Raw genomic sequence first — 21,992 nt, 5'->3', positions numbered from 1 at the left:
GAAGATACTTTTTGACTCCGCCACCTTCGTTACCCGTATGAGCAGCGCCCCTGCGAAGACATCTCCCATAAGCCTATGTGCCTTACAGGGAGGCAAGTTTCAGCGATGAGCCTCCATGATCAATCTCATACGCAGGGTTCTTTATTGCTCAACCTCGCTCCCGCAGGATTACCGTATCTCCTTGCCGCAGCGGAGAGCCGTGGGCTTGCCGCACGAATATGCACGCCAGCCTCACTCTCCATGATCAGCAATACCGACGTGGTTATTTGGCAAGCGGACGAGCATACAGATCTTTCAGATGAGCAAATTGCAGCATTGAGTGAGCGTATTCGCCTTGGGGCCAGTCTCCTGCTCACCCTTGGCTCTGCTCCCGGCAAGCTGCCGATGCGTCTCTCCGTCATTCTGCCTACTACCGGCTGGGCAACACAGATCAACTATCCCGACTGGTATCGGCGACAGCAGACTAGCGTTTCTTTTTGCGATTCTGAGGTCTTTCCTAAAGGTGAAGCAGAAGGTCTCACTTTCCCATTCTTCTTTCCCATTCGGCCGTTCTCGGCCGTAGAACGCGGAGAAGCACGTTACGAGCGTTACGCGCAAAAGATAGCCAAGCTGAATCGAACTGTCGATGCAGGTAGTAATACATGGACCCGTTCTCTTCTTAATCGCGACTGGCGCGTTCGCCTCTCTGCATCTGACCGCGGCAACTCTCCACTGCTCATTACCGGACGTTACGGTGCAGGTCACGTCGCCGTTCTGGCGGGCCACGCAGAAGCGATCGAAGGTTACTCGGGAGCAAAAAGCACCTGGTCCGCGTTATTAAGATGGCTTACAGCTTCTCCTGCCCAGCCAGTGTCTCCACTTGTAGAGCCACCTGGCATCGCAGTACAAGTGCAGCACGGCGTTGCAAGCATCCAGATCACCAATACCTCTGCGCAACCTATCTCCTGCAATCTTGTGGTGCGGGCTCTTACCTGGGAAGGTGCCCTTATCGGTGATATCCCTACCGAGCCTCTTAGCCTTCCTGCTTTAGGGGCTTCAACACAGATGTTGCCGTTGCCCGAGCCCTCTTCTGTTGGTTATCAAGCACTCTCGTTTCGTCATGCACTTCAGCTGCGGGTTGGCATACTCTCTGCGGATGGCGCTACACTGCTCGTCGAGCATCGTGTCGCACTCGATCTCAGACCCGACCTTCGGGTCAACATCTCTGCCGGAAATCTTAACGCAGTTCCCAATCCTTTTCACACCCCCTACGCAAAGACTCTGCGCCCTTTCGCCGAACGCATGGGCGCTCTTATCTCTACCTATGCCTATCCACCCGGTGCTACCGTTGATGCTGCTGTCGAACTAAGCAATGGCCTTCGGAATCTGGCTCCGTTTGCATCGATTCACGATCTCACTTCGCCGCAGAACCTCTCTGTCATGGCGCTCAATGACGATTCCGTCAATAACAAAACTCCGCTAGATGGTATTCAGGCATTTTCCGTCTGGCGCGGCAAAAGCCATGCCGAAAATGTTCTTCAGTTCAGATTTCCGCAAGAAGTGACCGTTGCATCGATTACTCTGGTCGGCACTCCGGGCGAGAGCAGCGACGGTCGCGATCACAATCCTGCAACAGTCATTATCACCTGCGATGGAAAACAAGTGGCCCGCATCACGGATCTCGACGCACGGTTTCAGGCGGGTTATGGACAGGCCTCTCTCACGCTCTCTCCGTACCAGGTTGAAGAACTAACGCTACGCTTTCCATGGCCCAACACTGAGAAAGGGCGTCGTCGCGCTGAGCCATGGCTTGCTGAAGTTCTAATCGACGGCTGGATCGGTGAGCCTTCTTCTCCAGTCCATCAGCAGCTGATCGTTACTCTCGAAGATGCCATGACGGATACAAGTGTAGAGATCCTGCGTCAATCCATCGTTCTCACTGCAGGGGCTCGTCGCTCTGTTCAGGCCAGTTTTACGATGCCGATTCTTCAGAGTGACATGGGCTTCTATCGACTGCGAGCACGGTACGGCAATGCAGACAACGCAGTCGCAATCCTCGATACGTCAGGCAAAAAGGTTCTTCCCCCCATCACCGACATTCTCCCGGAAGATGCTGCCAGTCTTGGCTTCATCGTCACGCGCGGTTTCCGAAACGTCTTTAACATTGGAACCGGTACCGCAGAGATTGGTCCCACCTGGGCACAGCCCGATGACCTTATCTGGGCATACAGCCGGCAGCTGAAGCAGATTCACCGCGAAGCGCGTACACAGGCCAGCAAGCTTTACGTCACCGATGACGATATGCGTCACTACGCCACGCCGTGGAAGTCTTTTTCAAACGGAGAGTTTTTCTACGAGATAGCCACTCCTCTGCTCGTTGAACGGATGGAGGCACAACCCAATTGGTCGAAGTGCTCTGAGGTCACGCTGGAGCATTCGGATCGTTGGGATACCGGACCGGAGATGAAGTCGCTCCATAGCTGGCAGGACTTCGTAGAATTTGATCGAGAGCTTCGTCGTAATGGCCATCCAGGCTTGCGAGGAAAGACTCGCCACGAGATAGCTGACGAAATTCATGATGAACATGAGTCCGCTTGGCAGGGCTGGCATTTGCATCGTTACACCGGCGCAGTCTCGGAACTGCGAAAGGCCTTTGCCAATAAGCAGAAGGAGCTAACCATTATCGCCCAAGGACTTCCTATCGTTGCGGGAGAGTCAGGCGATGCTCTTGCTGCTACTATCCGCGGAATGTCGGACGACTCTACGTGGGGTATAGTTGCCGATAGCATTCCGTTAACTACCGGTCGTCAACTCGCGGAGGTGGCATGGAATCCGGTCTGGAAGATCTCCACGCAAGGAATGTGGGCCTACAACTCGGGTGTGCTCAATAACGAACACTGGCACTCTCCGGTTGGCACCACGGAGCCCTCGCGTCGTACCATGTACAACCGTGCGTGGCGCGGCATGGTCTGGGCTGATGGCACCTACGGTTCGGTCTATTCCTTCGGCTTCAACTCAAACGTGGGTGCTTCATACACCATGGCCGACAACGACTGGCAGCAATGGTGGCTCATGCAGCAACGGCATTGCCTGCTCTGGCCAGAACAGCCCTTGGGAGCGGGCCTTGTGCTCAGCTCTGCCTTCTTTGCTGACCCTGCTCATCTCCAGTTCAGCTGCGGCGACGCACTCGAAGCTAATCCGCTTTTGCCGCAGTACGCGATGGCCTTCGAAAAGCTCTACATGGCTGGCGTCAGTATCTCTTTCGGTGCAAACGCTTCGACTCTCGATCGATGGACCGGCAATGCCCCCCTCATTCTTTTTAATCCGGATGCGTTCAGCGAGGAGGAGGTCTCCTCCGTACTGCGCATCCAGGCGCGCGGTGTCCCTATTGCAGCTTGTGGCTCCTTGCGTTCCGGACCAGCTCTGCGCCTTTATAACGTCCCTGGTATCTTCCAGGTCGAACAGGATCCGGCATCGCTGTCCCAAGAGGCTGCCTCGCAGCTCGCGTCTTCGCTGCACCGTGCTTTGCGTCTGCCCATTGTTTTTCCATCCGGTACTACCGGCTATGGATTCCTCATGGGCGCCACCAAGTTCATCGTCCTCGAAGATTGGCAGGAAGAGGGCCGTGAGGTCGTTCTGCTTGTGCAAGCTCGCACTTCTGCAAAGATAGCCAACGCCTGCGATGTCAATGAGCACACACGGCTCAATGCTCGCGCCGAGGGGACGATGTGGGCCATTACCGTTCCTCTCCGCCCTGGTGACGGAACCATCATCGCACTCACAGAGGAGGTTTAACGATGCGCCGTCGTGACTTTTTAGCCGGTTCAGGCGGTAGCCTGCTCTATGCCTTGCACCCGTCCCGGCTCCTTGCTTTTTCGCCAACATCCCCACCCCTCAAGCGAGGTCTGCGCTTCGCTCTCGACTCTCGCTGCAACGCCGGCATCCGCAGCGCCGTGCAGCAACTCGCTGCATCTGCCGCCACGCATCCACTACTCTCCGTCATGGCCGGGGGAGAGCGCCCAGCGCTCGTTGAAGCATCGCAACTTCTTGCTCACCCTGACGAATTAGCCTACAACCACATCATTCTCATCGGCCGCCCCGACAACCCTCTGCTTGTCGCCGCATCGCAGCGCGAAGCCCGCTTCTCCTCCGGCGAAATATATGTCTTCGGCTTTGGTGCATTTCGTGGCGACTGCGGCTACATCGAATCCGATCGCAATCCCTTCCTCCACGCCGCCCGTATCTCCTTCGCTCCTTATGAGACCGAACTCATCGCTATCACCGGCACCAGTGAGCGGGGTATACTTCTCGCACTTGACGCTTTTAGGCAGCACAGTCTTGCTAATGGCATTGTGGCCAAAGAAGGATGGCAACGCCCCGAGGCCACGCTTCTCGACCGCGATCCTCTTCCGCCTAACTTCATCTCTCCCACACTCGCTCTTCCACAACTCCTCGACTACACCCGCATTGGGATTACCCAGGCATCTGAGGACGAATACCGCGGTGTCCTCGCCGATACTGGCATTACTCCACAGCTCATCTGGAGAGCGAAGTACTACCGCTCCGGCGCATGGGACGAAGCAGGCGCTTCAGCTGCATTCGATGCTTACTCCAATGGCCTGCATCGTCGCGCCTACGGCAGCACGCTCTGGCTTGCACAGTTCACGGATTCGTTGCAGGCTGCTGTCGCGGCTCCAAAGATTGCTGCTGCAGCCGGACTCAGCCTAAAGCAAACCAACCTTTGGACAGGAGCACAGCCTGCCTATGCCAATGGAACCTATCCGGGTGAACACAAATCCTCCGGCCCACTCTCGCTTGCCCAGCACGGCGCATGGCTATTGATGTCCACACTTCAAGGAGATGCTCTCTCTGCACTTTCATAGCGAGCTGTACCAGTTCACTAGAAGTGACATATTAAGGTGACTATTTTCGTGATTATGATCGCAAGCCATCTTCACGTTGCTCAATCCAGAGACGGCAACTTTTCGGAAGTTAAGTTCCTAAGTATTTAATAATGTTAAGGGCATTGCTGCATTGTGTATTCAAGTCCGACTTCGACCTGTCGTTGCAATAAGCGATGACAACTTGCTCGGGTAGGTTTCAGAGTTTTCAGGAGCTTCAAGCTTCCGCACACCAATTCCATAAGTCAGACTATCTCCCAGGCACAGGACAGTCTGTAGATCTTCCATTCGCCGCAGTTGCTCAAACACGGCATGCGCCAGCAGCGCATAACCTTTTGCTGTGAGGTGGACTCCGTCTGTGCTCCATTCCGTCGTTGCACCGCCATGCTCCTTCAGCAGGCTTGCGAAGTCGACGACTGGAAGATGGTTCTGTGCAGCGACAGAGAGAATCTCTGCGTTGAGTTCTCGAATCCGCTGTTCGGGAGGATGGCCGCCATAGGCTTCGGATTTATGCCTCTGCATCAGCCGAATCGTGTCCGGCTGATGCACTGTTACAAGCACCACTCGGGAGCCGTGTTGCCGGCATTTGCGAATCACACTTTCAAGGTGAGCGTGAGAGGACGCTGGCGAAAGAAATTTCCTGTTGTTCACCGCATCATTCATCCCGGCGAACAGCACCACCACATCTGGGCTATAGCTGTTAAGCTCCGTTTCGGTGCGCTCATCAATCTCTGCGGTCGTCTGCCCCGGAATGCCGCGATTGATTACTTTCATCGCAGCAATCGATCGTATGGGAATCAAGAGGGTGAAGACGATCGCGCAGACCGCTCCCGTGATGCCTGGGAGATGCCGTCGCTTAGATAAGGTGTTTCGTGCATTTACGCAGTGAAATGGATCGAAGAGCGTTTGTGTCGTCAAAGTAACGAGAAAGACCATCAAGTACCTTACCATCACATCGCGTTTCGGGATGACTAGCCTCGGCAGAATATTGTCCTGCTCATGGTGTTTTCTACGTATCCTTGTGAGCCGAGTTTTAGCTTCTGTAGAATACCCCGCATGGCTGCAGCACTGGTAACCCCTGAGACAGAATATGAAACCAACCCTATCGTAGAGGAAGGAGTCTCACGTGTTCTGACCAGCCCCCAGTTTGCCCGAGCGGAGACCCAACGTAAGCTTTTGCAATATCTCTGGCAGAATCGCCATCTTCCGTTGAGTGAATATGCCATCGCAACCGAGGCGCTTGGCCGCAACAGCCACTTTGATCCCAATACAGACGCCAGCATCCGCGTCCACATCTCGCGCCTGCGACGCAAGCTGAAGGACTATTACGCGGAGACTGGCGAGCCGGAGCTCCTGCTCATCCCCACGGGAACGCATCAACTGGTTGTCCGTGTGCCTGAACCTGCGTCTCCTGAGTCGACGCAATCGATTCCGGATCAGCCTATGCAGCAGGATTGGCAAGGCTGGCTACGAAGCCATGCCATTGCCATACTCGGAGGAGCATGCGGTCTCATGACAGTGCTGCTCGTTGTAACGACGTCGGTGATCATATTGCAGAATCATCAGCTTAAGATCGCGGCGACGCGGCAGCCAGACCAGCCGAACAGTTTCTGGAAAAGCTTTCTTCAGGGGGATGCTCCAGTGAAGATTATGCTGCCGACACCTGTGTTCTTTAACTTCCGCGATCATCCCTGGCTGAAGATGCGTTCCACGCAGGTGAACAATTTTGACGAGGTTGCGAAAGATCCGCAGTTCAAATCTTTGGTAGATAAGCTTGGCCCGATAGGTTTGGAGCAGTCGTACACCGTCACCTGGGACACGTTGGCGGGGATTCAGATTGCGCGCTACCTTGACCGTATCGGACAGGCAAAACGTGTCTCGTTTGAAGTTACTCGTGACTCGTCGCTGCTCTCCCTGGAGCAGGCGAACGTTATCGTGCTTGGCACAGACAATACGCTTCAGCCCATGCGTGAGTATATGGAGAGCATGAATTTTATTCTGGTGCCGGGCGAAGACCGCGTTATCAATAGCCATCCTGAAAAAGATGAAGAAGCTGAGTACCGGCGTGTCATCGAGGGGAATCCTCGTTCTGCTGATCGTCACGTGGAACCATCCATCATTGCGTTGCTGCCAGGACGCGCCCCTGGGTTGAAGGTTCTGATGCTCGAATCTCGTGACACTAGTGGCATGGTGTCGCTCCTTTCTTCGAACGCAGGATCCAACGCCGTTGAAAAAATATGGCGTTCGCACGGAGCGCCGGCTTTTTTTGAGATGGTTGTTATGACAGAGATGGAAGGCAATAAGCCCATCCGAAGCTGGCCTGTCACCATACATCCGTACACTAAGGCTCCACCCTCTAATAGCTTGTAAGTTATTTATTCTGCAGATGTAACTGTCCGTAACATACCCCTGGAAACTACCTTTCGAGCGTTGGGACATGACAAGATGGGTTGCCATGATCCCTTTTGTTCGCTCTTTTGTTTCCTCGGTTCTTTTGTCTGTCACCGCTTCAACCTTTGCCGCAATACCCTCTGCAAGAACATCCACCATCACTGCGGACTTGGTGGTCTATGGCGGCACAGCGTCGGGGGTGATGACGGCATATTCGGCAGCGCGACAGGGTCTGCACGTCATTCTTTTAGAGCCGACGCAGCATCTCGGCGGCATGGTTACCGGTGGTCTTTCTGCTACGGATCACGGCTACTTTCCCATTATCGGCGGCTATACGCGCGAGTTCTACAAGGAAGCGGCAGCCACATACGGCCAGCAGGAGTTGGACCATGCTAAGGACTGGCTCTCCGAACCGAAGGTTGGCGAGGCCATCTTTAATCGTTGGCTGAAAAAGGCAAAGGTCGACGTGCGCCTGGGTGAGCGGCTTAAGGAACATGGTGGTGTCGAGATGCAGGGCAAGCAGGTGACTGCACTTCTCACCGAAGACGGCAAGCGATGGCAGGGTAAGGTATTTGCTGATTGCAGCTACGAAGGCGACGCCATGGCCGAAGCGCATGTGAGCTATGTGGTTGGTCGAGAGGGAAGCGATACTTACGGTGAGAGTCTCGCTGGCGTGCGGCCTGATACCCCCAAACACCAGTTTCTTTGGAAGATTAGTGCGTACGACGACCACCACAAGCTGCTGCCGCTGATCGATCCCGGACCGCTCGCAAAGGGCAAAAGCGCAGATCGCAAGGTGCAGGCGTATAACTTCCGCCTTATCCTCACGGACGATCCCGTAAATCGCATGCCGTGGACCAGACCTGCGGGGTATGAGCCGTCCCAGTTCGCTCTTCTTAAGCGCTATCTACAAACTTACAAAGAGCATACGGGGAAGGACCCGGTCCTTCGGACTGTGACCAATCCGGTGTGCTTTGTCCACCGCAAATGCGACTTCAATAACAACGGGCCCTTCTCAACGGACTATATCGGCAAGAGCTGGACCTACCCTGATGCTAGCTACGCCGAACGCCAGAAGATCTGGAACGAGCACATGCTCTACACACAGTCCTTCTTCTACTTCCTTGCGACCGATCCATCCGTACCCCAGTCGTTGCGCGACGACACCAACAAATGGGGTCGCGCCAAGGATGAGTTCACCGACTCCAACGGCTGGCCGCGGCAACTTTACATCCGGGAGGGTCGCCGCATGATTGGGGTCTACGTGATGCACCAGGCGGACCTTCAGACCGACCGAACCAAGTCGGACTCCATCGCTATGGGCAGCTATAACAGCGACTCACATAATGTACAGCGAGTGGCAATGCCTGACGGCTCCGTCTTCAATGAGGGTGACGTGCAAGTGCCGGTGCAACCCTACGAGATTAGCTTTCGCGCCATCCTGCCAAAGCCGGAGCAGGTGACGAACTTGCTGGTTCCGGTGTGCCTCTCCGCCTCGCACGTTGCATACTCCTCCCTCCGTATGGAGCCGCAGTACATGATGATCGGGCAGGCTGCCGGCGTCGCTGCGGCCTTGGCGGTCGAGGGCGGAGTGCCGGTTCAGCAGGTGCCGATTGAGCGCCTGCAGGCCATCCTCCGCAAGGATGGAACGATCCTTCATCTGGACCAGCAGGCACAGCACGCTACCTCGAAAATTCGTTCTGAACGCTAGGAGGATATCTAACTCACTGATTTTTATGACACGTAACCGTAACGTTACAGCTTGGAACTGGACACTTGGAGAACTGGGTGGAGAAACTCACTTCCGAAAACAAACTGTGCATTCCCTGAAGTGGGTTGCCGATTTCTTCACCTTCCATGAGGCCTTATGAAACTTGCAGTCTCCAGAATTCTTCTCCTGCTGTGCTTAGCGTTAGGTTCCGTCCCGGCTCTGGCCCAGGTGGCGAATGGCTCCATTACAGGGCGTCTTACAGACAGCTCAGGCGCGGTTATGCCAAACGCTGTCCTGACGCTGACCAAAACCGAAACTGGTGTTACTCAGCAGACCAAGGCCAACGGTGAGGGCGTCTACACCTACCCGGCACTACAGACCGGAACATACAAGGTGACCGTCAGTCTTCCAGGATTCAAGAAGGCGGAGTCTACGGTAACGTTGTCCGTGGGGCAGACAGCGCAACTCGATGTTGCGCTCGAGATTGGCAGCAATACCGAATCGGTTACCGTGCAGGCAGCCACCGGCCAACAGCTCAACACGGATAACTCCACACTGAGCTATATGGTGGGAGCGCGCCAGGTGAACGAACTTCCGCTGAACGGGCGCAACCCGTACGCACTGGCGCAGCTCAGTCCCGGTATCAATCCCGGCGGTAGCTTCGGCACCGGTGTCAGCACTACACGCGGCGCGCTGGTCGCCGCGGCGACCAACAACTTCTCTTCCAACGGCGGTGTCTCCGGCAACAACGAGATCCTGCTGGATGGCATCTCGATCACACTCTGCTGCCAGGGCCAACCGGCCCTGACGCCCACTGCCGAGGTCGTGGATCAGTTCAAGGTCATCACTTCGAATCCTGGCGCGCAGTTCGGCCGTTCCAGCGGTGGCTTTCTCAACATCGTCACTAAGAGCGGCACCAACAAACTCCACGGCACGGTGTACGACTTTCTAAGAAACGATAAGCTCGATGCTGCCAACTTCTTCCAGAAGCGATCTGGAATCTACCCCATTGCCTCACGCGACGATTTCCGTTTTCCGCATCGCTATAACCAGTTCGGCGGTTTTGTTAGCGGTCCTGTCTTTATTCCGAAGATCTACAACGGCACGGACAAAACTTTCTTCACGTTTGCTTATGAAGGTCAGCGCAACATGACCTATGCTGCGCAGACCCTGACTGTGCCGACGGCTCTGATGCGCCAGGGCATCTTCACAGAGAACGGCGCGAATCTGGTGTACGACCCGTACAGCACAACGCAGGTGGGCAATTTGTACACCCGTACCGTTCTACCTGCCGGCTGCAATGTGAATGGTTGCTTTGGCGTAGGCCAGGGCGTTACCACTTTGAACCCTGTCGCGGTCAAGCTGCTTTCCTTGTACCCACTGCCAAATCAGGGAGGTCTCACTAACAACTACACATTCGCGCAACCGACGAGCGACCAGGATGACCAGTTCAACTTTCGCATCGACCACAATTTTTCCAGCGCGAATCGCATGTTTCTCCGTGGCACACGCGGCACCAATGCGCACAATGAAAACGACCTGTTGAGCGGTGCTTACAGCGGCACGAACAGCATCCACCAAAATATTGCTGGATACTTGTTTGCAGCGAGCGATAGTTGGACGATCTCTCCCAATCTTCTGCTGCAGTTAACGTACGGTTTCGCCGCGCAGCGCAATATCCAGTTGCCCGGCAATTACAACGTCAATGCGGGGCAGTTTGGCTTCTCATCGAACTTCCAGTCGGAGCAGCAGACCACAGGCTTTCCGGTCGTTGGCATCAGCGGTTTCCAACAGTTAGGCAACGCTACCAACTCCAATCAATGGAGCCACTACACGCATTCGCTGATGCCGATTCTTGTGTGGCAACTCGGCAAGCACAGTCTCACTCTGGGCTATGAAGGCCGCCTGATCAATGAGATGGAGCAAGGTTTCTCCAATCCGCTTGGAAGTCTGTCCTTCGACTCCACTCTGACGCGCGGACCCAATGCAGGGAACGGCGTATCCGGCAATCCCGCACAGTTCGATGCCATCGCGGCGTTGCTGCTTGGCGTGCCGACCAGCACGTCGATTACCCGTCAGGCAACGCTCGCGCTGCAGCAGTGGTATCATGCGCTGTATGTGCAGGACGATTGGCGTATCCGAAACAACCTGACGTTGAACCTTGGCATTCGCTACGATCGAGACCAGGCCTTCACTGACCGCCACAATAACTGGGCTGCGTTGAACCTGCAGGCGAAAAACCCGCTGTCCAGCGGAGCGCTGCCGTTCACCGGCGGAGCGCAGTATGTGGGCGCCAACGGCAACCCACGCGGTTTCTGGAATAATTACAACAAATTCGGCCCACGTGTAGGCTTCGCCTGGACGCCAAATTCCTCCACGGTCGTACGTGGCGGATACGATCTACTCTATCTACCTTCTACACAGCGAATTTATGGTGGCAGCACGCTGGGCTTTTCGCAGAACACGCAGCAGACATACACCTACACGCAGCGTCCTACAACCCTGATCGATAATCCACTCCCGAACGGAGTTCTTTTGCCCGCGGGTGCTTCCGCAGGCGTACAGGTTGGCACGGGCTCCAGTGTCTCGGGCCTTCTGTACAAGAATCCCCAGCCGTACTACTCACAGTGGAACTTCGGTATAGAGCAGCAACTCAATAGCGCTATGGTGCTTCACCTAAACTATGCAGGCAGCAAAGGAACACATCTGCCCATCACTTACCGTCCCAACGACCTGCAGCCACGTTATTGGGGCGCTGTGGGCGATCCTGCAAGTGTGCAGTCGGCATATCTAACAGCCTTGGTAGCTAATCCGTTCTATGGTCAGCCGGGTGTTAGCGGCACACTCGCATCGCCCACGGTGCAGCGTCAACAATTATTGGCGGCATTTCCGCAGTACGGCCCTAACACGGGTCTAGCGAACGGATCTTTGTCCGTGATTCAGGATGACATTGCATCGTCGACTTATCACGCCTTTCAGGCATTCCTCACCGTGCAGAGGTCGGGTCTATCTGCGATCGTTAGCTACACGTGGTCAAAGCTGCTAGGCAACACGACAGACGTGACTACCGGCAGCTTCAATGCGAACGGCCAGCCCGGCGTGCAGAACTTCTACCGATATGGTCTGGAGCGCTCTGTACAGCCTACGGATATACCGCATCGCATCGTCGGCAATGTGAATTACACTCTTCCCTTCGGTCATGCCCAGCGCTTCGGCGGCAACCTGCCTGGATGGGCGAATCAGTTCGCCGGTGGCTGGAAGCTGAACTTCATCGGCTTCATCCAGAGCGGCTATGCACTGGGCATCACCCAGACGGGAGGTGCCGCGTATTCCGGAAGCCGTCCAACCTTCGTAACGGGCGTGAATCCGCTTACCTCCGGCGACGTTCATCACCGCCTTGGTGGCGGGCCATCCGTGGGGCAGACGCAGGGGTACTTCAACCCTGCCGCATTCCGTCTGTCGCAGGCGTTCGAGCTAGGAGATGTGCCGCGTTCCTCCGGGCAGATGCGCGGACCGATGGGTTTTCAGGATGACATCTCCGTCATCAAGGAGTTTCCCATTCACGACTCCGTCGCGCTGCAGTTTCGTCTGGAGTCATTCAACTTCCTGAACAAGGTCTGGTTCGGTTTACCCAATCAACAGTTCAATTCTGCAACCTTCGGCCAAATAACATCACAATACAATCTGCCGCGAAATATCCAGGTAGCGCTCAAGCTTAACTTCTAAGCAGATACTTTGCGAAGTGGAACAGAGAGGAAGCGCGCACTATCTCGATAACCTTCATGGGTGTCGGCCGGGGCATCCGGCCGACACTCAACATACACTCTTTTTGAGGCCAGAATGAGTCTTCAGTGTTCACAGCGAAGGACCCAGCGAATGTGCGGGTTTCATATCGTGTTATTCGTTTTGTCTTTGGCCGCTTGGCCGCAAGCCTATGCGCAGGCTCCGTCGCTGTTTCTTACACTTCAGGACATTCACAGCCGCGCAGAGATTGCAAAGACCGAACCGTGGGCCCGGGAGAGCCTGCACGAGCTGATTCGCGAAGCGGATGCGTTCCCTGAATCGTACGAAAAACGCTTCGGTCTGCAGTCGGTCGAACTTCCGCCTGAAGGTGGTCAGTGGATTCACTGGTATGTCTGTCCAGATACAGGGACACCTCTAAGCTTTCGCCCTCCCAACCACAATGTGTGTCCTGACACTGGTAAGGAATACTCCGGCTACCCATTCGATCAAGTTGTATATCAACTCCGTAACGATGCCCTTGGTCGCGCGGCGCTGACTTTGGGATTAGCCTATCGGTTTACCAACCGCGAACGATATGCGAGGGAGGCAGCGCAGATCCTGACTGCTTATGCAGATCGCTACCAGAGCTGGCCCTTGCACGACAATCATGGCAACCCAACGGCGAACGGGGGAAAGGCATACTCACAAACGCTTGACGAGTCCATCTGGCTTATCAACATTGCGTGGACTTACGATTTAGTGAGAGGGGCAGGTGTGCTCGATGCGAGCGCAAAAGCTCATATCGAAAACGACCTTCTGCGGGCAAGCTATCAAACCGTCAGCAAAGCCCACAAAGGGCCAACCGACAATATTCAGTCATGGATTAACGCCGCCATCGCTGCGGTTGGCTTCACGTTGAAGGACTCGACACTAATTCACGAAGCTATCGACGGCCCCATCGGTTTTCGCTCTCAGATGCGTAATTTCGTAACGCAGGGGTTTTGGATCGAGGGTACATTTGGCTATCACTTCTATGCGTTACGCGCGTTGGTCGCCACTGCACAGATGGCCAAACTCCATGGCATTAACCTGTGGGTGCAGGAACCCGCTCTGCTCTCCCTCTTCAATGGGCCCTTGGGTATCGTCCTTCCCAATGGTTATTTGCCGGCCTTCAACGACAGCAATCCTGTAAATCTTTACGAGCAGGATTATCTCTACGAACAAGCCTATACAGCCTCAAAGAACCCGCGCTATCTGCCCGTCATGTTGAAGTATGGACGGGCCAGCCGTGAAGCTCTTCTCTTCGGAGTGGCCAGGCCTCCGAAACCGCCGCGGTTGGCACTTAAAAGCGAAGTCTTCGACAAGGCGGGATTTGCCGCTCTTCGCAATAAGATCAATGACTTCACTGTGGTCGTTAAGTTCGGACAACATGGAGGGCCACACGGGCACTACGACAAGCTGAGCTTTGTTCTCTATTCGCAAGGGCACATCATGGGAATCGACCCCGGCACTCAACTGTATGGGCTTCCGCTCCATCAACTATGGGATTCGATGACCATCGCTCACAACACCGTCTCCGTGGATGAACAGCGCCAGTCTGCCGCTACGGGGAGACTTATCTCCTGGAAGACTAATCCGAATTGGACCACAATTACGATGGATGCAGGCTCAATCTATCCGGGTGTGTTCTTTGACAGAAGCATTGTGCTCACGCCGAACTATTGCCTGATTGCCGATCATGTCCACTCCTCCACGTTCCATACTGTCGACTGGATATATCACGATGCCGGCACACTTGAGATCGCAAAACCTGCCTTCACTCAAAAGGTGACCGACCTGCCCGCGAAAAACGGATACGGCTTGTTAAAGGATGTGTGGAGATCGGTTGACGGAGGGCCATTAATAGCTCGCTTTGTGGACTACTCCAATGAACAAGCGAGCGAGGAATCGAATCCCAACAGCCCTGTTGCGTCCATACGTTCACGAAATCTCTCCGCAGACGAAGCCGCGGACAATCCTTCAAATACGGCGGTGATGGAGCTGACGATTCCGGCAGACACAAATCAGGAATTGATGCGTGGCGAGGCGCCTGGTCACAATCTAAAGAAGCCTGTGTCGTTCGTCCTTGTGCGCAAACAAGGTGCCGATGTGAGGTTCACCGCCGTCTTATCTCCAAAGCCCGACCTTAACCTTAATGTGCAACAAGGTGGTAATAGTCAAAATCATCGGGTGCTAATTACAGGGCAAGATTTTTCCGACCGCATCTCAGTCGAACCACCACTGACCGTAGAGCACAGCAGAAGCGGGGCTCGAACACAAAAGTAGTTAATAATGATGTCGCTACTGGAACTTGGAAATGAAGAATTTTCAGGACTTTCGGCCCCTCTTCGATTCAGCGATCAACCGAGCGACTTTGTAAAGCTATATATTCAATGGATTATCTGGTGGACCTAATCGGGATCGAACCGACGATCTCTTCCATGCCATTTTGCATTCCATAAGAGAAGCCCCGCGACGCATCCATAGATAAGAGATGTAGAGCTAAGGCAGTCTCCCATGCCGAAATGCTGAGCCCCGAAGGCGAACGCGATAGGGGCGAAGCCACCACCAAGCCAGCCGAGAGAATTCATGACCCCGACCGCGGTAGCTCGCTGTTGTGGGTTAACAACGTCGTGGAGGGAGGCCCAGATATTGGATTCGTAGATGCCTTTTGCGAAACCGAAACCGATCATACCGAAGATAAGCCATCCAAAAGAAGAGGTTCGGCCGGCGAGGAAGAGGAAGGGCATACCAACCAACAGACCGAATGCCTGGGTACGCATGCGACCTCCGCCATCCCGGGTGACGAGAGAGTCAGCAAGAACGCCGCCGGTGAGGACCCCGAAGACAGAGGCGATCTGCAGGTAGATGGTCGCGTTCATACCGGCCATGGCGAGGCTCATATGGAACTTGCCGTAGAGAAAGGTCGGCAGCCACACCATGAAGATCATCGCGACGAAGTTGGCGCCGATAAAGGCGATGATGAGACGAAGCACGGGGGGAGCGCCGAGGATCTCCTTGGTAATTTTACTGAGAGAGGGATTCGGAACCTTTGTTTTACCGGTGCTGGTGTCGTGGTTGGGAGACAGGTCGGAGACAGGCTCTTGCAGAAAAAGGATGAGGATGATGCACAACAGAAAGCCGAGTGCGCCGAAGCAAATAAAGTTGGAGCGCCAGCCGAAGTGCTCCCCAAGCCAAGAGGCGACGACGCCACCTGCGATGGTTCCTGCGTAGACGGCGGACTGATGCAAGGACATGGCGCGCGAGCGAGTTGTTGCGTCGTGATAGCTGCTGATGAGCGACATCGCCGCGGGAAAGTAGATCGCCTCGGCGATTCCGTTGAGGCTGCGGAGGACGGCGAGCTGCCAGAACTGGTGGGCCAGGATGGTGGTGGTGGTGACGAAGAGCCAAAAGATGAGTCCGGCCAGGATGAGCCATTTGCGCGAGAGACGGTCGCCGAGCCACCCAGCAACAGGGCCGAAGATGGCGTAGGCCCACATGAAGGAGGAGCCGATGAGCGCAAGCTGCACGTTAGAGAGGTGGAACTGGACACGGAGAAGCGGAAAAAGAGCGAAGATGGCTTGGCGATCCGAGTAGTTGAGGAAGCAGACGAGCCAGAGCATTGCGATGAGGTACCACTTATAACGCTTTGGTATATGCTGTCTGATCCCTCTTCTCCCTCATGATTGAATGTGATGTCTATTGTGCCGAATATATCTGGATTCGTAGATCAGCTCTGGAGGCTGGTTCCGCAGATGGGAGCGTACATGCCGACGTGCGACAAGGGCAGATCAGTTTGTCGGTCGAGCGTGCAGTGCAGATTGCAGCTCTTCAATGTGAGGAAGCCACTGGCGAAGCCATTCACGGATGGACTGAATCTGCAGCTCTCGTTCACGTGACAGAGGAAGAGGGTAGACGGCTTGCGCGATGCCGCGCTCTTCGGCGATGACCTTGAGCCCCCACGGAGCAGGTAGAACGTCGATGTGGGAGATGACCTCCCGGAGACTGTCTGCGGCGGATAGAAAAGCGGGACTAGCAGGAGGATGGGCAAAGAGCGGCTGGATGATCTCGGGTAGAACGCAGGCCACACCAGAGACGACGCCGTCGCAGATGCCCTCGATGAGTCCCTGGGCGAGAACACCATCGTTGCCAATGATTCGGGAAGTATCGATGGACTCGCGGGCGAGCAGGCGGAGAGTTTTGAGGGAACCGCTGCTATCTTTCATGCCAATGACATTGCTGCAGCGGCGGATCAGGTCGAGGGTAGTAGCTGGTTCGAAGCCAGTGGTGAACTGCGGAAGATTGTATAGAAGCTGCGGGAGAGGAAGCCGCATGGCAACCGCCTCGACGAATGCAATGAGATCTCCCTGAGCGTATGGAAAGAAGTGCGGTGCGGGTACGAGAAGTCCAAGCACGTCGGCTCGGATGGCGATCTCTCCCAGCGCAAGCGTGTCCCTGAGGCAGGCGCCGCCCACTCCACAGAGAAGGGAAGCGTCGGAAGGGAGGGTGGCTTTGACAATCTGTAGAGAACGCCTAAGCTCGGCGGGATTCGTCTGGCAGTATTCGCTGGTCGCTCCATTGAGGGCGAAGTTGCGAACGCCGCGAGAGAGAAGAAAATCAAGCTGGTCGCCAAGAGCCGATTCAACCAGAGATCCGTCTCTGTTTCGGGATAAGAGCAAAGCGGCAAAAACGCCATGAACAGATAAATCCTTCATAAGTTCTCCTGCGAACGTTCGTTATCTCAAAACTTCATTCAGTCAATCCAGACAATAGAAGCGTCAGGCGTCGTGCGGTGTATCGAACCAGAGTCGTCGGCTCTATTGCTCTGACCCGAGAAGATATGAACCCTCTCGGGATTGCACAAGTGTATCCATATAGTCGCCTATATGTCGACTATAAAATAAATTACAGTGAAACAAAGTATTATCTCCGCCTCCTAAATACCCGATTTTATTCTGTATTTGTACTGACTCCACTGATATGATGTTCTTGTTATGGGCAGAAGAAGGAAGCTTCCTGACGCATCGCCATCCTCGTCGGTACGCCAGCGAGCCTATCTTTATATCCATCGCAAAATTACAGAAGGCGAGCTTAAAGCGAGAAGTGCTCTCTCCGAACTTGAACTCGCGCGTGAACTTGGCAGCAGTCGCACTCCCGTCCGCGAGGCTATTAGTCAACTCGTCGCCGAGGGTTTGCTCGAACAGACGCACGGCGGGATCTTTGTCGTTGAGTTCACCCGCGAAGATGTTCTCGATCTCTGCGAATTGCGGGAAGCCCTTGAAACCTATGCATTCAGTAAGGTTGCCCGCCTGGGGCTCCCTCAGTCTGAAGAACGCGAGCGACTTCATCAGCTAGTTCAGGCTGTTCTCGACCTCAAGGAAGAGCTCGAAAAATCAGGCAAGACCGCATTGGACGTCGAAGGCATGCATCGCTTCATCGCGACCGACTTCAGCTTCCACGCACTCCTCATTGGTCTCTCCCAGAACGTCCGCATTCACAAGGTCGTCAGCGAGACCCGGGTTCTGATGCGCGTCTTCCTCATGCGCCATAAGGGGCACAGTGTCGCTGACCTCGAGCGGATTTATCAGCAGCACAAGGAATTGCTGGAAGCGATCGAGCGTCAGGATGTCGCCGCCACCACCCGTATCCTCTCCATGCATCTGCAGGAAAGCCAGCGAGAACGCCTGGAGGAGTTTGATCGACACAAGCGTGAGATTTCCATGAAGAACAATATGCCTAACTACATGGAGATCTATAAGCCGAACATCTCTCTAAGCTGAGAGCCCACCGGCTGACGTTCTCTCCTTTTTACCTTCCCCTTCGCAGATCTGCGCGTGATCCATCATCCCGAAATGATTTCAAATATGATTGTCGACTATTAGTAGTCATATATTTTTTACTTGTATTTATTTGTAGACAGTTTGAATACATAGGTGCTAGGATTCGCTTGGCTTAAATGAGGCCTTATGCGAAAGGGAAAAATCATGAAGAAAGCAACCATCTCGATTCTCCTCTTAATGCTTGTGTGCTTGGCAGGAGAGCTCGCCAGTAGGGGGCAAAGCGTCTATGGATCCATTCAGGGGATCGTTACGGACGGTAGCGGCGCAGCCATTACGGGAGCAGAGGTGACTGCGAGTGAGATGACGACCGGAATTGTGCAAAAGGTTCTGACGAACAAGGACGGCGTGTATGTTCTGCCTAACCTGAGACCTGGCACCTATGACATTGTTACGCACGATGCAGGCTTTACCGATACGAAGCACGTGGGCGTCGTGGTTCATGTGGGCGACGCGATCTCGCTGAATATGCCGTTGTCGGTGGGGGGCATCACGTCGACGGTGGAAGTTTTGGCGGAGCCCTCACCGCTTCGAACGGAGGATACGGTTGTGGGTTCGGTGATCGAGGAAGGCACGATCAAGCAGCTTCCCTTGAACGGTCGGTCGGCCTTCTCGCTGGCGCTGCTGACGCCTGGTGTGCAGCAGTCGGCGGTGAGCAACGGAACGAGTTCGGACAGCCAGCCGCGGTTGAGCGGTGGCCGTGCACGCACCAACGAGGTGACGCTGGATGGGACGTCGATCACTGATCCGCGCCGCGGCTCGTCGGTGATTGCGCCAAATCTGGATGCTATCCAGGAGTTCGCGGTGATTACAAATGGAATTCCGGCGCAGTATGGTCGCATGGCGGGCGGCATTATCACGGCGACGCTGAAGTCGGGCACGAATAAGTATCACGGCAACGCCTTTGAGTTTTACCGTGGCTCGGGGATGGGCGCAGCGCGTAACTACTTCGCGGCTACAGTTCCGAAGCTTGTATACAACCAGTTTGGTGGGATCATCGGTGGGCCAATCAAGAAGAACAAGCTGTTTTTCTTTGCCGATTACCAAGGCACAAGGCAACGTTCGCAGTCTATCTACAACCTCACCTTACCGACCGCGCAGGAGCAGCAGGGAGACTTCTCGGACATCCTGGGCGCAGCAGTGGGGACAGACTCTCTGGGAAGGACCGTGTACAAGAACCAGATCTTCGACCCGGCGACGACGCGCATTGTCAGCGGCGTAGTCGTCCGCGATCCATTTCCGGGAAACGTGATTCCGAAGAGCAGGTGGGATAAGGCCGCAACGCAGGTTGCAGCGCTCTGGGTAACACCGAATAAGCCGGGATTTTCTCAGAACTACTATAACCTCCAGGCTGGCGGCTTCAACCACGACCAAGCGGACGGCCGGGTGGATATGCAGATCGATCCGGCGGACCTTGCCTTTGTGCGCCTCTCCTACGACCGCACCTACACGATTGCGACTCGGCCGTGGAAGACTGCGGGCGGTAATACGGGTGAGATCGATACGTTCTACGATTCAGCGATGGCATGGACGCATACCTTCTCCTCAAATCTTGTGAATGATGTTCGCGTGGGCTTTCTTCGAGGAGAACTTGCTCGGCTAACTCCATCAACCGATGTAGACAGTCTGTTGATCCCGAACCTGGTGCAAGAGGCGTTGCCATCGATGTCACCGGCAGGTTATCAGGGAATCGGTGACTCGCCCGGGTTCGATCCGACGCAGCAGGAGTACCAGCTAACGGATAATCTGACGGTGGTGAAGGGCAAACATATCCTGAGTTTCGGCGGGGACTTCAGGAGATTCAACATCAATGACCTGCAGTTGACGGCGACGTCATACTCCTTCAACACGCTGCAGACCGCGAATGGAACGAATACGAGCACAGGAAACTCTTTTGCCAGCCTGCTGTTGGGACTTTCCAGCCAGTACACGGCGGACACGAATACCGGCCGATTCTACGAGCGCTCGAACTATTTCGGCGTTTATGGGCAGGATGTGTACAAGGTCAATCAGAACCTCACGCTGAATCTGGGACTACGGTATGACGTAGAACAGAACCCAAACGAGCTGGACTATAACGGCTCGAACTTTGATCTTGCTTCTGGGCAGATCATCACGATGAGGCAGTTAGGAGCAAATCGAATTCAGCATACGCAGTGGGGCAACTTCGGGCCGCGCGTAGGCTTCACCTGGGATCCATTCAGCAAAGGGACGATTATTCGCGGATCATACGGCATCTTCTATATGCCTCTGACGGGTAGGGCTACGTCTGCATATAATCGCTTTCCGAAGGATCAGCCCTTCACCCTGCAGTCATCGGGCTACGCTCCGGCGGTTGTGCTCTCACAAACTCCGGCGATCACTCCGAGTACGAACGGTTATAACCTCAACCAACAGTATGATGATCCAAACGCACACGTACCTTATTTTCAACAGATTTCGTTCGATGTGCAGCAGTCGCTTCCTTGGCGCTTTGTCGGGCAGGTAGGTTATACAAACAGTGTTTCGCGACATCTCTGGGAAAATGTGCAGTACAACCAGATCCCCATTGCCGAAGTTCAGGCTGCGGGTCGGGGGACGCAGAGCATGAGACCTTACCCGAACTTCGCTAATATCGGTAACTTCTATGCGGGGCAAAGCACGAGTTATAACGCTCTGCTCGCTCAGGTTCAGCGAAGATTTGACAATGGATTGATGCTACAGGCGGCGTTTACGTGGTCGAAGTTCATCGACGTGAATGATGATAACTTCAGCGGTCTGTATCCGCAGGATCAGTACAACATGAAGGCGGAGCGGGGGCTGAGCCTGGCGAATATCCCGGCACGGTTCATCATGGCGGGTCTGTATGATCTTCCCTTCGGCGAAGGGCGAGCCTTTATACAGCACGGAATCTTTGCGGCTCTTATCGGAGGATGGGAGGCAGGCGGCATCTTTTCCGTACAGTCGGGCCAGCAGACATGGATCAAGGCAGCAAACAACACCTCCGGAACATTCAGCCAGATGATGCGGCCGAATCTGACAGGGAATCCGTTTCTTTCGGGTAGCGAGCGCACTCTAACGCAGTGGTTCAACACGAATGCATTCTCCGCGCCTGCTCTATTGACCTTCGGAAATAGCCCGAAGACGCCGAACGTCCAGGGACCTGCGTGGTACAACCTCGACTTCAATATTCATCGCGATATCCCGGTGCCCATCACAGAGTCGACAAAGCTTGAACTCCGCGGAGAATGCTTTGACTGCGCGAATCACCCCAACTTCATGCCACCGAATGGAACCTTCGGCACCGCTACCTTTGGACAGATCACTTCTGCCAACTCATCTCGTGTTATTCAGGTTGCCGCTAAGTTCTGGTTCTGACCTGCAAACCATTAGTGGCTCCACAGATGGGACACCATGGATCTTCTGGAGGTT

General features: G+C 54.8%; 11 protein-coding genes. 8 read left to right on the top strand and 3 right to left on the bottom strand.

The window, feature by feature from the left end; translation table 11 throughout:
- Window positions 1-105: 105 nt before the first annotated feature.
- On the top strand, window positions 106-3,774 hold the full coding sequence (locus IEW09_RS00180; protein WP_188552170.1) for a hypothetical protein: 3,669 nt from the start codon (window positions 106-108) through the stop codon (window positions 3,772-3,774).
- A gap of 2 nt (window positions 3,775-3,776) precedes the next feature.
- Window positions 3,777-4,862 carry a hypothetical protein gene (locus tag IEW09_RS00175; protein ID WP_188552169.1) on the top strand — a complete coding sequence of 362 codons (1,086 nt, stop codon included), beginning with the start codon at window positions 3,777-3,779 and terminating at the stop codon, window positions 4,860-4,862.
- Between the two features lie 159 nt (window positions 4,863-5,021).
- On the opposite strand, the gene IEW09_RS00170 is transcribed toward IEW09_RS00175, so the two are convergent.
- The gene (locus tag IEW09_RS00170; protein ID WP_188552168.1) at window positions 5,022-5,654 is read right to left on the bottom strand and encodes an SGNH/GDSL hydrolase family protein; all 633 of its coding nucleotides are present in this window, start codon (window positions 5,652-5,654) and stop codon (window positions 5,022-5,024) included.
- A gap of 282 nt (window positions 5,655-5,936) precedes the next feature.
- On the opposite strand from IEW09_RS00170, the gene IEW09_RS00165 reads away from it, so the two are divergent.
- From IEW09_RS00165 to IEW09_RS00150, 4 genes are all read left to right on the top strand, one after another.
- On the top strand, window positions 5,937-7,250 hold the full coding sequence (locus IEW09_RS00165; protein WP_188552167.1) for a helix-turn-helix domain-containing protein: 1,314 nt from the start codon (window positions 5,937-5,939) through the stop codon (window positions 7,248-7,250).
- Between the two features lie 124 nt (window positions 7,251-7,374).
- Entirely contained in the window at window positions 7,375-8,982 is a 1,608-nt protein-coding gene (locus IEW09_RS00160; protein WP_229738963.1) for an FAD-dependent oxidoreductase, read from the top strand.
- Between the two features lie 156 nt (window positions 8,983-9,138).
- Complete coding sequence (locus tag IEW09_RS00155) at window positions 9,139-12,708, top strand: TonB-dependent receptor (protein ID WP_263369008.1); 3,570 nt, start codon at window positions 9,139-9,141, stop codon at window positions 12,706-12,708.
- 180 nt (window positions 12,709-12,888) lie between these two features.
- Window positions 12,889-15,030 carry an alginate lyase family protein gene (locus tag IEW09_RS00150; protein ID WP_188552164.1) on the top strand — a complete coding sequence of 714 codons (2,142 nt, stop codon included), beginning with the start codon at window positions 12,889-12,891 and terminating at the stop codon, window positions 15,028-15,030.
- A 125-nt stretch (window positions 15,031-15,155) separates the two neighbouring features.
- On the opposite strand, the gene IEW09_RS00145 is transcribed toward IEW09_RS00150, so the two are convergent.
- Both IEW09_RS00145 and IEW09_RS00140 read right to left on the bottom strand, forming a co-directional pair.
- On the bottom strand, window positions 15,156-16,367 hold the full coding sequence (locus IEW09_RS00145) for an MFS transporter (protein ID WP_188552163.1): 1,212 nt from the start codon (window positions 16,365-16,367) through the stop codon (window positions 15,156-15,158).
- A gap of 168 nt (window positions 16,368-16,535) precedes the next feature.
- Window positions 16,536-17,459: a dihydrodipicolinate synthase family protein gene (locus tag IEW09_RS00140; protein WP_188552162.1), complete on the bottom strand. Its 924-nt coding sequence runs from the start codon at window positions 17,457-17,459 to the stop codon at window positions 16,536-16,538.
- Between the two features lie 279 nt (window positions 17,460-17,738).
- On the opposite strand from IEW09_RS00140, the gene IEW09_RS00135 reads away from it, so the two are divergent.
- Both IEW09_RS00135 and IEW09_RS00130 read left to right on the top strand, forming a co-directional pair.
- Window positions 17,739-18,524: a GntR family transcriptional regulator gene (locus tag IEW09_RS00135; protein WP_188552161.1), complete on the top strand. Its 786-nt coding sequence runs from the start codon at window positions 17,739-17,741 to the stop codon at window positions 18,522-18,524.
- A gap of 204 nt (window positions 18,525-18,728) precedes the next feature.
- Window positions 18,729-21,938: a TonB-dependent receptor gene (locus IEW09_RS00130; protein ID WP_188552160.1), complete on the top strand. Its 3,210-nt coding sequence runs from the start codon at window positions 18,729-18,731 to the stop codon at window positions 21,936-21,938.
- Window positions 21,939-21,992: the final 54 nt, after the last annotated feature.

Source organism: Edaphobacter dinghuensis, assembly GCF_014640335.1.
GTDB lineage: Bacteria > Acidobacteriota > Terriglobia > Terriglobales > Acidobacteriaceae > Edaphobacter > Edaphobacter dinghuensis.
Note: the sequence above shows the minus strand (reverse complement) of the source record. Positions and strands in the feature narration are given on the sequence as shown.